General features: G+C 63.3%; 11 protein-coding genes. 6 read left to right on the top strand and 5 right to left on the bottom strand.

Annotated elements, in window-relative coordinates; all coding sequences use genetic code 11:
• Positions 1–68: 68 nt before the first annotated feature.
• The gene (locus AB7M16_RS31245; protein WP_453946291.1) at positions 69–659 is read right to left on the bottom strand and encodes a thiamine pyrophosphate-dependent enzyme; all 591 of its coding nucleotides are present in this window, start codon (positions 657–659) and stop codon (positions 69–71) included.
• A complete protein-coding gene (locus AB7M16_RS31240; RefSeq protein WP_172784002.1) occupies positions 656–1,198 on the bottom strand; it encodes a phosphonopyruvate decarboxylase in 543 nt (180 codons plus the stop codon). Before AB7M16_RS31240 ends, AB7M16_RS31245 begins: the two co-directional genes overlap by 4 nt.
• A 105-nt stretch (positions 1,199–1,303) precedes the next feature.
• Here AB7M16_RS31240 and AB7M16_RS31235 point away from each other — a divergent pair, with 105 nt between their 5' ends.
• Positions 1,304–2,521, top strand: a complete 1,218-nt coding sequence (locus tag AB7M16_RS31235; protein ID WP_453946290.1) for a cytochrome P450 — start codon at positions 1,304–1,306, stop codon at positions 2,519–2,521.
• 229 nt (positions 2,522–2,750) lie between these two features.
• A complete protein-coding gene (rocD, locus tag AB7M16_RS31230) occupies positions 2,751–3,965 on the top strand; it encodes an ornithine--oxo-acid transaminase (protein WP_453946289.1) in 1,215 nt (404 codons plus the stop codon).
• A 43-nt stretch (positions 3,966–4,008) separates the two neighbouring features.
• Here the strand turns inward: rocD and AB7M16_RS31225 are convergent, their stop codons facing one another.
• Positions 4,009–6,258, bottom strand: coding sequence for an ABC transporter substrate-binding protein (locus tag AB7M16_RS31225; RefSeq protein WP_453946288.1), 2,250 nt, complete (start codon positions 6,256–6,258; stop codon positions 4,009–4,011).
• Between the two features lie 414 nt (positions 6,259–6,672).
• Here AB7M16_RS31225 and AB7M16_RS31220 point away from each other — a divergent pair, with 414 nt between their 5' ends.
• On the top strand, positions 6,673–6,891 hold the full coding sequence (locus AB7M16_RS31220; RefSeq protein WP_172783998.1) for a hypothetical protein: 219 nt from the start codon (positions 6,673–6,675) through the stop codon (positions 6,889–6,891).
• A 494-nt stretch (positions 6,892–7,385) separates the two neighbouring features.
• Here AB7M16_RS31220 and AB7M16_RS31215 read toward each other — a convergent pair whose 3' ends face one another.
• Both AB7M16_RS31215 and AB7M16_RS31210 read right to left on the bottom strand, forming a co-directional pair.
• On the bottom strand, positions 7,386–7,559 hold the full coding sequence (locus AB7M16_RS31215) for a hypothetical protein (RefSeq protein ID WP_453946287.1): 174 nt from the start codon (positions 7,557–7,559) through the stop codon (positions 7,386–7,388).
• A complete protein-coding gene (locus AB7M16_RS31210) occupies positions 7,556–8,320 on the bottom strand; it encodes a hypothetical protein (protein WP_246570623.1) in 765 nt (254 codons plus the stop codon). The genes AB7M16_RS31215 and AB7M16_RS31210 overlap by 4 nt, the downstream gene beginning before the upstream one ends.
• A gap of 12 nt (positions 8,321–8,332) precedes the next feature.
• Here AB7M16_RS31210 and AB7M16_RS31205 point away from each other — a divergent pair, with 12 nt between their 5' ends.
• The 3 genes from AB7M16_RS31205 to AB7M16_RS31195 all read left to right on the top strand — a co-directional run bounded on the left by AB7M16_RS31205 (position 8,333) and on the right by AB7M16_RS31195 (position 13,150).
• The gene (locus tag AB7M16_RS31205) at positions 8,333–9,253 is read left to right on the top strand and encodes a Spy/CpxP family protein refolding chaperone (protein ID WP_257187586.1); all 921 of its coding nucleotides are present in this window, start codon (positions 8,333–8,335) and stop codon (positions 9,251–9,253) included.
• Positions 9,254–9,354: 101 nt separating this feature from the next.
• Positions 9,355–9,741, top strand: a complete 387-nt coding sequence (locus tag AB7M16_RS31200) for a YybH family protein (protein WP_172783995.1) — start codon at positions 9,355–9,357, stop codon at positions 9,739–9,741.
• Between the two features lie 37 nt (positions 9,742–9,778).
• Positions 9,779–13,150: an AAA family ATPase gene (locus AB7M16_RS31195; RefSeq protein WP_453946286.1), complete on the top strand. Its 3,372-nt coding sequence runs from the start codon at positions 9,779–9,781 to the stop codon at positions 13,148–13,150.
• Positions 13,151–13,290: the final 140 nt, after the last annotated feature.

Raw genomic sequence — 13,290 nt, 5'->3', positions numbered from 1 at the left:
AATCGATGGAAATTGATCAAGCCTGCACGGCCCGCGTGCAGGAGTTCGGCAAGGGATGGGCAGACCGCCTAGATCGGCCGGAAGCCGAGGTCAGCGCGGATCCGGTTGACCATGTAGGTCCCGTCCCGGGTCGGCAGAATCCGCTCCAGATTGGCGCTGTCGATCTTCACGTTGGCAAATCGCGGCCCGGCAGAGACGTCGTGGACGGCTTTGGTGAAGGCTTCGACTTCGGCCATGGTCGTGACAGCCCGGCTGTCGTTAATGCCGCAAGCCCTGGCGATGCCGACGAGGTCGGCGGCCCCGGAGGTGTGGCTGGTCTGGCCGCCGGTCTCGCCATAGGCCTCGTTGTCGAGCACTGCGATCGAGAGGTTGGCCGGCTTCTGCAGGCCGATTGTGGCGAGGCTGCCCATTCCCATCAGCATCTCGCCGTCGCCGGTGATGACCAGCACGGGCAGCTTCGGCTGCGCCAGCGCCAGACCCAGCCCGATCATCGCGGCGCCGCCCATGCCGCCCCAGAGGTAAAAGTTGCGGGCATGGTCGCCGGCGGCGCACATGTCGTTGGTTGAGGCCCCGAGACCGCCGATCGCGACGACGTCCTTGCGGTTCGCCAGCAGCGTGGAGACGACCTGGCGACGGTCGAGGAGATTGGCCTTGCTCATTTGGTGAAAACCTTGGCGCCGATCAGGCGCTGCGACAGAAGGACGGCAGTAGGGGTCAGCGCGTTGTAGGCCTGGGCTGCGGCGGCCTCCAGCACCGCCGGCACCTCGGCTGCGTGCGAGGCGCGCAGCACCTTGACGCCGGAGAGTTCGAACACGCCTTGCGTGGTCGAGCCCATCGGCACCTGCCATGGATTGAACTCGCCCCACTCGCCGCGCATGGTCACGAGCGTCAGAAACGGAAAGCGCAGGATCGGGATCAGCGACAGCATGTTGATGCAATTGCCGACGCCGCTCGACTGCATCAGCAAGACGCCGCGCTGTCCACCCGCCCAGGCGCCGGCGAGCAGCGCCACGCCCTCCTCCTCCGTCGTCAGCGCAATGCCGCGCATGGTGGAGGAGTCCAGCACGCGCTGGATCAGCCTGGAATGACCGGCGTCAGGCACGTAAGGCACCTGCCGGACGTCGAAGCGCTGCAAGGTCGCGAAAATATCGTCGGGCCAATTCGGGGCCGTGTCGGCAGCGTCAGCGCGTGCGTGCATTTTCCTGTCCGGTCGGCTAGCAAGGTGCAAAGACTGTAGACGCATGCACGCGTCGACCAGAACAACAAAAACGGCATATCGGCTTTAACCGGCGAGTATAACGGGATGAACGCAGATGCGAAGGCGCTGGCGGCAAGCTTCGACCTCGAGAAGCTGACGCCGGAGTTCTACGACAACCCCTATCCGACCTATCGTGCACTGCGGGAGAACGAGCCGGTCAAGCGCCTGCGCAGCGGCACCGTGTTCCTGACCCGCTACGACGATCTCGTCACCACCTACAAGAACACGAAATCGTTCAGCTCGGACAAGAAGCGCGAGTTCGCGCCGAAATACGGCGACACGCCGCTCTACGAGCACCACACCACCAGCCTCGTCTTCAACGACCCGCCCGCCCACACCCGCGTGCGCCGCCTGATCATGGGCGCACTGTCGCCGCGCGCGATCGCGAGCATGGAGGGGGACCTCATCAAGCTCGTCGACGGCCTGCTCGATGCCATCGCCGCCAAGGGCGCTTGCGAACTGATCGAGGACTTTGCCGCTTCGATTCCGATCGAGGTGATCGGCAATCTGCTCGACGTGCCTCACGAGGAGCGCGGACCGCTGCGCGACTGGTCGCTGGCGATCCTGGGCGCGCTCGAACCGGTGGTGTCGACGGAGGCTGCGACGCGCGGCAACAAGGCGGTGGCGGACTTCCTCGCTTACCTGCAGACGTTGGTCGCGCGCCGGCGCGCCAAGCCCGGCAATCCCGAGCGCGACGTACTGACGCGCCTCATCCAGGGCGAGGAGAACGGCGAGCGGCTGACCGAGAAGGAGCTGCTGCACAATTGCATCTTCCTGCTCAATGCCGGCCACGAGACCACCACCAACCTGATCGGCAACGGGCTCGTGGCGCTGGACCGACATCCCGACCAGAAGCAGCGGCTGACCGAGAACCCGGACATGAAGACCGCGGTCGAGGAGATGCTGCGCTACGAGAGCTCCAACCAGCTCGGCAATCGCATGACGACCGAGAGGGTCGAGCTCGGTGGCGTCATGCTCGAAGCCGGCACGTCGGTGACGCTGTGCATCGGCGCGGCGAACCGCGACCCCGCGCAGTTTCCGGACCCTGAGCGTTTCGACATCGCGCGCACGCCGAACCGGCACCTCGCCTTCGCCACCGGCGCGCATCAATGCGCCGGCATGGCGCTGGCGCGGCTGGAAGGGGCGATTGCGATCTCGCGCTTCCTGGCGCGCTTCCCGAACTATGCCGTGAGCGGCCAGCCGGTGCGCGGCGGACGGGTGCGGTTCCGCGGCTTCCTGAGCGTGCCTTGCGCGCTTCGCTGACGGGCTCGACAACAAAAACTGCGAAAACAACCCCATGCACCGTAGAGCCTGGGTCGCCGAACGGCGCCCTGTGGCCCGGCAGAACCACCTGACATTTCGGGACTATCAGGCCGCGCCGCGCCATCGGCGCATTAAGGCTTCCGAGCTGGCAAACCGATACCCACATTCATTTGGGCGCGACCGCCGATGCCGTCGGTTGACGCCGCGCGCAGCAATGGAGTGACGGCAGATGAGCGCGTCGGTCATTGATTTCGTTGCGACGGAAGCACGCTTTGGCGCCCACAATTACGAGCCGATCGGGGTCGTCCTTGCGCGCGGCGAAGGTGTCTGGGTCTGGGATACCGAAGGCAACCGGTACCTCGATTGCCTGTCCGCCTATTCGGCGGTCAGCCAGGGCCACTGCCACCCCAAGATCCTGGCTGCGATGGTCGAACAGGCGCACAGGCTGACGCTCACCTCGCGCGCCTTCCACAACGACCAGCTCGCCTTGTTCTATGAGGAGGTCGCGGCGCTCACCGGCTCCCACAAGGTGCTGCCGATGAACAGCGGCGCGGAGGCCGTCGAAAGCGCGATCAAGTCGGTCCGCAAATGGGGCTACGAGGTGAAGGGCGTGCCGGACGGCCAGGCCGAGATCATCGTCTGCGCCAACAATTTCCACGGACGCACGCTGGGCATCGTCGGCTTTTCGACCGATCCCGAGACACGCGCCCATTTCGGGCCGTTCGCGCCGGGCTTCAAGATCATCCCGTTCGGCGACGCCGCAGCGCTGCGGGACGCAATCACGCCGAACACCGTCGCCTTTCTGGTCGAGCCGATCCAGGGCGAAGCCGGTGTCATCATTCCCCCGCCCGGCTATTTCACTGAGGTCCGGGAGCTCTGCACCGCCAACAACGTGATGCTGGTGCTCGACGAGATCCAGACCGGGCTCGGCCGCACCGGCAAGCTGCTCGCCGAACAGCACGAGGGTATAGAAGCAGACGTGACGCTGCTCGGCAAAGCCCTGTCCGGCGGCTTCTATCCGGTCTCGGCCGTGCTCTCGAACAACGAAGTGCTCGGGACATTGAGGCCCGGGCAGCACGGCTCGACCTTCGGAGGCAACCCACTTGCCTGCGCGGTGGCACGCGCGGCGATGCGCGTGCTGGTCGAGGAAGGCATGATCGATAACGCGGCGAGGCAAGGGGCACGCTTTCTGAACGGCTTGGAGGACATCCGTGCCAATACGATCCGCGAGATACGCGGGCGCGGCTTGATGCTGGCGGTCGAGCTTCATCCCGAGGCCGGGCGGGCACGCCGCTACTGCGAGGCGCTCCAGGCCAAGGGCATCCTGGCCAAGGATACCCATGAGCATACGATCCGCATCGCCCCGCCGCTGGTGATCACAAGCGACCAGGTCGACTGGGCGCTGGAGCGGCTCGCCACCACCCTGACGCAGGATCTCTCCTGAATTTCAAGAAGGTCTGGCGGGTCGGCGAGGTATCCACGCTTGCTCACACGGCATAACGCCGGTAGAGCACGACGATGACAGCGAGCACCGTCCCGGCATAAACGACCTGCGCTGCGCGATCCAAAACAACTGCGACGCGCTTTCGGCCGGCGTCCCGAAGTTTTTCATGCCTGTAGCCCGCAAATACCGTCATGAGGCATAGTACAAAGAAGATGTAGAACATCTCTTCGACCACCACCGTGTATCCGACATCGCCGATCTGACTGTTCACCGCTACGAGCAGCACCGCGCTCGCCAGGATCGAGGTTACTGGGATCGTCACGCGTTCACGAAACATGGTTTCGGGAAAGAACAGCGTCGTGAATACGACGAGCACGAGCAGAAACAGCGGCAGCAGGTTCTTCAGCATGTAGATGGCGGAGCTGCGGCGCAGCATGATGACCGCATCGAAGCCCGCAAATTCCGTACTTGCTTCGGCGCCAAACAAGGACGCCTTTCCGAGCGCCGAGCCACTGGACAGGGATTCGACGAAATAGTTCAGTCCGAGAAATCGCCAGAGCTGAAGTCCGGAATAGGCCCCGTCCTCGGCCCGCGAGCTTCCGTCGTCGGCGAGGCGCAAGCCGAACCGATCGATGACATAGGTGATGAGTTCCCGCCGCTGTTCCGTATTCTGGAAATGCAGACGCAACTGCTGCGTGTCGAACGGATAATCATGGAGATCGAAACGGGCCTTGAAATCGCCGCTGACGCGATAGAGCCGATAGCTCAGGCCATCTTCCTTTCCAGCCTGCATTGGCCGAGCCGGATCGAACGCCCCACGATCCAGCAAGGCCGGGAATTCGACGTGCGTCTCCGCCGCATCGTCGCCAGCGAACCGCATCCAGAGATAGAAGTCGACGTTGAACGAATTTTGCTTCACGTCAATCCGGCCGACGCGAATGATGTCGATGCCGGTATAAACAACGCGCTGAATCCAGTAGCGCCGATCCTCGAACGCGATGACATGGCCCGCCTCCTGTTCTGCAGCGAGATCGATTCCACTAGGCTGATCGATCCGCACGAGTTGCAGCGGCGCCGTGACGAACCGACCGTAGCGGAAGAAGCCCATTCGGATCGGGCGCGGAATGTCGCGGTTCGCATTGAAATAGAGTCGCCCGGTCAGCCCGACGACCGCCGATTTCGGACTGTCGATTGCGGCCAGTGCGACGCGCACGCGGTCGCGATCTGCAGCCTTGCTGTCGGATTGTTTCTGAATCCCCTGACTCATAAACCGGCGATGTACGGCAGCTCGTCTCAGCGCATCGATCATCAGACGCGCGGCGTCATACGAGCCGCCGCCAACCCAGCTTGGGGAGGTTCCCGCTTTCGCTTTGTAGTCGGCAGCAAAAACCTGCGCCGCCTCGCCGGCGCTATCGAAAATCAGTGACGATGCGGCATACAGATTCTCACTAAAGAAACCCGGACGCGCTTTTTCCTCGGGCTCGTCGACGAAATTCTTCAAATAGCTTTCGCGACCCGCCCCCTGGGTTGTGATGATCGTGCCCTTGATGCCGCGGCGGCGCAGCCCCTTGACGATGGCTGCGATATAATCGGCTGCCGCGCCAACGACGATGATGCCAGGGCCAGGTTCCTGCGCGGCGGCGTCCAGCGCCTCGTCCATCGATCCAATCCGCCTCGGGGCGACGTCCAGTCCGAATGCACGCAACTGCTCCGACGGATAGGTAGCCGCAAATCCGCGCGCAAAGCTCTTGCCATAGGAATCGAGCGTGTGAACAAGGCGGACTTTTGGCTCCTTCATCACGGCGCGCAGATGTTCCGCGATCGAGCGCGCCTGCGCGGAGACCGGTGACAGCGCACGAAAGTAGTATTCATGACCGGATGTCAGCTCGTCGGCAGCCGCGCCTCCCGTGAGTGCCGGGATCCGCGCGTCCTTATATACCGGCGCCGCCGCGAGCGATGCGGAGCTGAGATAGTGCCCGAGCACAGCGACGCATGGGCTGTTGGCGATCGCCTGCGCATTCGCGCGCGCCACGGCTGGATCGCTTGCGTCGTCGAACAGAACGAGTTCAATCGGCCGCCCGTTGACGCCACCCTTGCCGTTCACCTCGTCGATTGCAAGCTGCGTCGCGACCAGGCTTTCCGTCCCGGCCGGAGCGGACGGGCCAGAGAGCGAATTGGCGAATGCGATACGAATAGGCTCCGGACGGGTCCAGAGGATGGCGGCCCAGGCGACGGCGAGCACCAAGGCGACGCTCGCAACAACGGCAAGCCACATTATAAGCCGCTGCTTCATCGTCGATCCTTGCATCGATCGGCATAAGCCGAGATTCTCAAGATCGAGGCCTCAGTCATGTCAAGATTGCCGCCGCTGAGAGCGTTTTTCAAGCCGCCCCATCGCCTCCCAGCCGGCTGAGGATGTTGATGTCGCGCCCGACGGCGGTGAAGTCGAGGCGATTGCCAGAGCCAATATTGCGGTATGCGGCATTGCCATAGTGCAGAGCAGTATCGATGGAAATATGTTGCTGGACGTCGGGCGGTGAAGCCTGGAGCGCAGCCAGCGTTGACTGCGCTGCAACCAGGGCCGACTCACAGGCCAGCGCCGGATCATCGGGCGCCCGTTCGCGCCGATCATTCGACTATCGCGTACCGGCCTATTTTCATGTGTGCTACTAATTGGGAGGCAAAACGGTAGCAGGAAATGCAGATCATGACTGACGATCAGGTCAATCTCGTGGTTCAGCACCTTTGCGAGCAATTGCACTTGGCGCTCCGATTGAAGGGCAGCGAGGCACATCCGCCAAACGCCAAGGATATTGGATTCGATCCTGCCTCTGTAAGAACTGTGTTGCTGACCGGCTTGCGTTCGGCGGGTTTCACGATCCACCACGAGGCAGCCGGGGCGAGCGAAGAGCCGCCGTGGTCCTAACGCAAAACGTGGGACAGAAGCCCCGGGCCAATGTATCGGTTGGGTCAACCGCGGCCAGCGAGCCGCGAGTCCGACCAATGCCCGTTCTGCCGCCGAACGCGGACGCAAATTCAGAGCGGCCATACTGACGGCCGCCAAGCTGGTCAAACCTGGACGGCCGCTCGAGATCGACTGGGCGCTGGAGCGGCTCGCCACACCCTGACGCAGGATCTCTCTTGAGGCTGCCTGCGTCGGAAGATCGCAATGCCGGCAGTGGCCAGCAACGAACGATTCGGCCGGCCGTGCGTTGAAAGTCGTGGGCGATTACGAGCTGGGAGCGAAGATCATGCTTCCGCGTGGCGTTTGCCTGACGGCTGTTTTGGTTGGCGTCTCGATGCTGACGACGAGCGCGTCGGCCCAGGGCCCCCTGGGACACGGACGGGGTGGACCACCAGGGCCAGCCGCAGCGCCGCCATCAGCACCACCGGCCATGGCCCGTCCGGCAGCACCGCCGGCTATGGCTCGTCCAGCAGCACCGCCAGCCATGGCGCGTCCGGCGGCACCGCCAGCCATGGCGCGTCCAGCGGCACCGCCAGCCATGGCGCGTCCCGCCGCGCCGGCATTCCATCCCCCTTCCGCGCCGCAGCGGCCGGCAATGGCGCCACGTCCGGCGCCGCACATCGCATCACCGCCACCGCGCCCGAGCCCACAATTCAGTGCCCCGCGAGCCGCCCCGCAGGTGGCGGCGCCGCGGCGCGAATTCCACCCCCCGCCGGCAGCGCCACAACGTCCGGCCATGGCGCCGCGGCCGACGCCGCATATCGCCACCCCTTCGCGCCCAAGTGCACCCCCGGCCGTGAGCGAGCGATCGGGACCGCCGCGCCAGATGCTTTCGCGCCAATCCGCGGAACGCCAAGACCGCATCGACCGCTTGCAGCAGCGCGTGCAGCAATTGCAATCGCAGAAGACGGAAGACCCAAGGGCGCGACAGCAGCAGCAACGGTTGCTGCAGTCGCAGAGCCGCCTTCTTGAGCGCGAGCAACGTGTCCAACAGCGCTCGCAGCAGGTCGAGCAGCGCCAGCGCGACATGCTGACGCGCCAGACGACGGAGCGCCAGGCCCGCATCGAACGCCTGCAGCAGCGGGTGCAGCAATTGCAGTCGCAAAAGCCCGAAGGCGTGCGAGCGTTGCGCGAGCAGCAACGGACGCTCCAGGCGCAGAACCGTTTGCTTGGCCGAGAGCAGCGCGCGCAGCAAATTGACCTGGCGCGCCAGCAGCGGCTTGGATTGCAGGCCCCGGCGGAGCGCGCTGCGACACTTGCGGCTGCGCAGGCCACCCAGCGCGGCCGGTTTGCCGAGCGCTTCCGCGACCAGGCCCCTGCGCAAGCCCAGGCGGCGCTCGCCGCCCGCCAAAGCGGCTGGGCTCCCCGACAGGCCTGGCGTCACCGTCATCCCGCGGTGTTCGTGGCTTGGCTTGGGCCCGTGTTCTGGCCTTACGCCTATTCCGACATCTTCAACTACACGTTCTGGTCCTATGCCTACGAGCCCGGATATTGGGCGTACGCCTATGACGATTTCGTCGACACCGTGTTCTGGGGCGGTGACGGCCCTTACTCCGCTTATGCCAGCACCTACCCGTATGACACTCCGCAAGCCGGCGGCAGCTACCGCGCGCGCCAGCGCGCCAGCGTGAGCCCGCAGATGCTTCAGCAATTGTGCGCCACACCGGACAAGGGCGTGACCGCCTGGCCGCTTGCCGATATCGCACAGGCGGTGCGGCCGACGCCGGAGCAACGCGCATTGTTGGACGAGCTCAAGACGGCGGCGGCCAATGCTGCCGGTGTGTTCAAGGACTCGTGCACGGAGACTTATGCACTAACTCCTCCTGGCCGCTTGCGCGCGATGATGAACCGCATCAGCGCGACGCTTGAAGCCGTCAAGATCGTTCGACCGGCACTGGAGAATTTCTACAACTCGCTCAGTGACGAGCAGCAGGCCCGCTTCAACGCGCTCGGTCCCAATGTCGGCGAGCGCTCTCCGCAGCAGCAGGAGGCGAGTAGCGAGGGCTGCGGCGATCCGAAGTCCAGCCTGACGCAGCTGCCGATCCAGAGGATCGAAGCCGTGCTCCACCCCGCTGGTAAGCAGAAGGAGGCGCTCGATCGGCTCAGCGAAGCGACGGCGAAGGGCGTTGAGGGCCTCCAGGCGGCCTGTCCGAACGATGCGCCGCTGACGCCTATTGGACGGCTCGAGACGATGCAGCACCGGCTTGAGGCCATGTTGACGGCCGCGAAGCTGGTCGAGCCGGCCCTGGACGAATTCTATGCCACGCTGAGCAGCGAGCAGAAGGCGCGCTTCAACAGGCTGCAACAGGTCGCAGGCCCGTGAGGACGTCGCGTTCTCTCGTTGCATTTTGCGCAGCGGTCGAACGACGTCAGGTGACGTAATCGGTTTCCTGCGAAGGCAACCCCGCGATTGAGGGAGGGATCATGACAGCATTAGCTTCCTCCATAAAACACGACATTGCTGCGGCGTACGCCGCGTGGGATTCAGCATTCAACAAAGCAGATGCCAGGGCTATCGCGGCGACTTACGTGTCAGACGCCAAATTGTTGCCGCCGACGCATCAAGTGATATCCGGTCCGACAGCGATCGAGAGCTTCTTTGCTGGGCTGTTTTCAAGCGGATTCACCGATCACAGGTTAGTCGTCATCGACGCCGGTGGAGATGAGAATATCGTCTACGGCACGGCCCATTGGAGTGCCAACGGTAAGACAGCGGATGGCGCCAGCCAACCTGCAGGCGGGATAGCAACCCACGTGTTTGAGCGTCAGGCAGATGGTTCGCTGAAGCTGAAGTTGCATACGTTCAATTGAGCTGACCGTTGCCTGATGCGGCACGAGGAAGCTTATCGTGGATATCGCGCAATGGCTTCGCGGTCTCGGGCTGGAGCGCTACATAAAGACGTTTCGCGACGCTGAAATCACGTCCGAGATTTTGCCAGAACTGACCGAAGCCGACCTGCGGGAGCTTGGCTTGCCACTCGGCCCGCGCAAGGCTTTGCTAAGGGCAATCCATGCACTCGCTCCGCCGATTGCTCGGGTGGCTGTCGAGGCCAATGGACCTGCCGACTACGCGAAGCCATCGATCCCTTCGGACGCGGAGCGTCGGCAGCTCACAGTCATGTTCGTCGACCTGGTCGGCTCGACGGCACTTGCTTCAGGGCGCGATCCCGAGGAGCTGCGTGACCTCTTGCAGGCCTACCATAACACCGTGGTGGGCGAGATCGACCGATTCGAAGGCCACATAGCCAAATTCCTGGGCGATGGCGTTCTCGCTTATTTCGGCTGGCCGCGGGCGCACGAAGATGAGGCGGAGCGCGCCGTTCGCGCTGGGCTTCGAGTGACCAAGGCGGTCGCATCCCTTACCGAACCGGGTGGTGCAGCGCTCGCCGCTCGCGTCGGCATCGCAACCGGTCTGGTCGTGGTCGGCGAGCTGATTGGCGAGGGAGAGGCTCGCGAGCGCGCAGTCATCGGCGAAACACCAAACCTAGCCGCCCGACTGCAAGGTCTGGCCAAGCCGAGTGATGTGGTGATTGCCGAGTCGACCCGCCGCCTACTCGGCGAAGCTTTCACGTACCACGACCTCGGCACGGTGCCTCTCAAGGGTTTCCCGGAACTGGTGCAGGCGTGGCTTGTCATTGGTGAAGGCGCAGCAGAGAGCAGGTTCGAGGCCCAGCATGGCATGGCAACGACCGCACTGGTCGGACGGAATGAAGAACTTGCATTGCTCCTGGATCGCTGGGAGCGGGCGAAAGAGCGGGAAGGACAGATCGTCCTGCTCGGCGGCGAGGCCGGCATTGGCAAGTCGCGGCTCGTGCGAGCCTTACGCGACCAGGTCGCACGTGTGCCGCACACGCCGCTGAGCCATTTCTGTTCACCATTTCATACCAACACCGCCTTGTATCCCGTCGTTGGCCTCCTTGAACGGGCAGCGGCAATACGGCGGGAGGACGCTTCCGACGAACAGCTCGATAAACTCGAGGCCATGCTTGCTCTTGGTGCGGACGATGTGCATGAGAGCGCGCCGGTTCTCGCGGATCTCCTGGCAATCCCGACCGGAGAGAGATACCCACCCCTTGCACTTAGTCCGCACCAGAAGAAGGAGCGAACCTTCCAGGCCCTTCTGGAACAGATACAAGGCTTAGCGGCAAGACAGCCAGTGCTTGCCGTTTACGAGGACGTCCATTGGGCAGACCCTTCTATGCTCGAACTTCTCGATCGGCTTGTCGACGAGGCGCAGCGACTTCCGATCTTGATGATCGTTACCTTCCGGCCCGAGTTCATTCCGCGCTGGACGGGTCATGGACACGTGACAGCGCTCTTTCTAAGCCGACTGGGACGTAGGCAAGGGGCGGCAGTCGTTGACCGGATCACGGGCGGCAAAATGCTCCCTCAGGAGGTGCTCGAGCAGATTTTGGCCAAGACCGACGGCGTGCCGTTGTTCGTCGAGGAGCTCACCAAGGCCGTCGTCGAATCCGGGCTGCTCAAAGATCAGGGCAGCCGCTATGAGTTGATCGGCCCATTGCCGCCGCTTGCGATCCCGACGACGCTGCAGGACTCCTTGATGGCCCGCCTTGATCGATTGGCGCCGGTAAAGGAAGTTGCCCAGATTGCAGCTTGCATCGGACGCGAATTCGGACACGATCTTCTGCGCCTTGTGACGGCGCTCGACGAGCACGCGCTCCAGCATGCTCTCAATGATCTATTGGCGGCGGAACTGATATTCCGTCGTGGCGCACCTCCGAATGTTGGCTACAGCTTCAAACATGCGCTGGTGCAGGACATCGCGCACGAGAGCCTCCTCAAGAGCAAGCGGCAGCAGATCCATGCCCGCATAGCTGCAGCTCTCGAACAACATTATCCTGCCCGTGCGGAGGCGGAGCCGGAGACGATCGCTCTGCATCTCACCGAGGGTGGACTGGCAGGAAAGGCGGTGGACTACTGGCAGCGGGCCGGCCGTATTGCGGCTGCGCGTTCCGCCAATCTCGAAGCGATCACCCATCTCACAAGGGGACTGGAGGCACTCAAGTCCAATCCACAAGGGCCGGAGCGTGATCGCCAGGAACTCGCTCTGCAAGCAGCAATCGGAGGTCCACTGATTGCCATTCACGGATACACGGCTCCGCAGCTTGGCACAGCCTTCAGCAGGGCTCATGCGCTCTGCTATGAGCTCGACGACACGGGTGCCTTGTTTTCCACCCTTAGCGGCAAATTCATCTTCCACTTCGTGCGCGGCGACCTTGCTGCCATGCAGAGCCTCGTTGCCGAAGCGCAGCGCGCCGCCGAGCGCACCGGGCACACAGCACTGGAATTGGCTGCGCATCGTCTGGCCGCGCTCACCGCAATGCATTCCGGTGATTTTCTGACCGCACGCTCGGAGCTCGAAACGATCTTGAGTCGCTATCAGCCAGAGGAGCATCGGCCGCCGCCTGTGCACTACGTACATGACCCGAAGGCCTCGGCGCTACCCTACTTGGCGATTGTGCTTTGGGTTCTTGGTTACCCCGAACAGGCTCAGCGGACTAGCCGTGCCGCATCTCAATACGCCATGGAGTTGAATCAGACGAACCTTACCGCGCATGTGCAGGTCTATGGCGAGGCGGCTCCTGCGGAGCTAATGGGAAACGTGGCGGCCGTACATGCGCACGCCGACGCCATCATCCATCTCGCCGATCAGAACAGCTTGAACTATTGGCGCGTGAGCGGCCTCATCCTGCGGGGCTGGGCAATGGCGCAAGAGGGCAACGTGGAGGCCGGCCTGGCGCTCATGCGCCTCAGTCTGAACGAGCGGAACAGGCTCGGAGCCAGTTGGTACCAGGTTCGGTACTTGTGGATGCTCGCGGCCACCTACCTCCACTTGAGCGACTACGACAACGGCGTCGCTACCCTTGCCGAAGCAAAGGCCCTTGCCGCGCACAGCGGCGAGCATATGTGGGAGGCAGAACTTGCATGCATCGACGGTGAACTGCACCGCTTTCGTGGTGCTCCGGCTGACGAGGTCGAGGGGTATTTGCAAACTGCACTCAAGGTCGCGCAAAGACAGAGCGCAAAGTCCTTTGAATTACGTGCTGCAATAAGTTTGGCTCGGCTTTGGCGCGACCAGGGCAGGACGGCCGACGCGCGGCGCCTTCTTGGCTCGGTTTACGGCTGGTTTACGGAAGGCTTCGAAACGCCGGACCTTCGTTCCGCCAAGGCGCTCATGGAGGAGCTTACCCGACCATGATCGCGCTTTTCCAAACTTCAGACGTTGCACAGCAAGCATACGGGTGACACGGCAACCCTATACTTGCGTTATTGGAACTGAACACGAGTCAACTCCGCTGTGGGGGTCACAAGCAGTCATGCTCTGGACGATCAGCACTC

Source organism: Bradyrhizobium sp. USDA 372, assembly GCF_053629095.1.
This window is presented reverse-complemented; position numbering and strand designations above follow the sequence as displayed.

Bases quoted from the DNA above. Each gene is read 5' to 3' on its own strand.
- AB7M16_RS31245 (WP_453946291.1), bottom strand. From the start codon at position 659: ATGAGCAAGGCCAATCTCCTCGACCGTCGCCAGGTCGTCTCCACGCTG.
- AB7M16_RS31240 (WP_172784002.1), bottom strand. From the start codon at position 1,198: ATGCACGCACGCGCTGACGCTGCCGACACGGCCCCGAATTGGCCCGAC.
- AB7M16_RS31235 (WP_453946290.1), top strand. From the start codon at position 1,304: ATGAACGCAGATGCGAAGGCGCTGGCGGCAAGCTTCGACCTCGAGAAG.
- rocD (WP_453946289.1), top strand. From the start codon at position 2,751: ATGAGCGCGTCGGTCATTGATTTCGTTGCGACGGAAGCACGCTTTGGC.
- AB7M16_RS31225 (WP_453946288.1), bottom strand. From the start codon at position 6,258: ATGAAGCAGCGGCTTATAATGTGGCTTGCCGTTGTTGCGAGCGTCGCC.
- AB7M16_RS31220 (WP_172783998.1), top strand. From the start codon at position 6,673: ATGACTGACGATCAGGTCAATCTCGTGGTTCAGCACCTTTGCGAGCAA.
- AB7M16_RS31210 (WP_246570623.1), bottom strand. From the start codon at position 8,320: ATGACGGTGACGCCAGGCCTGTCGGGGAGCCCAGCCGCTTTGGCGGGC.
- AB7M16_RS31200 (WP_172783995.1), top strand. From the start codon at position 9,355: ATGACAGCATTAGCTTCCTCCATAAAACACGACATTGCTGCGGCGTAC.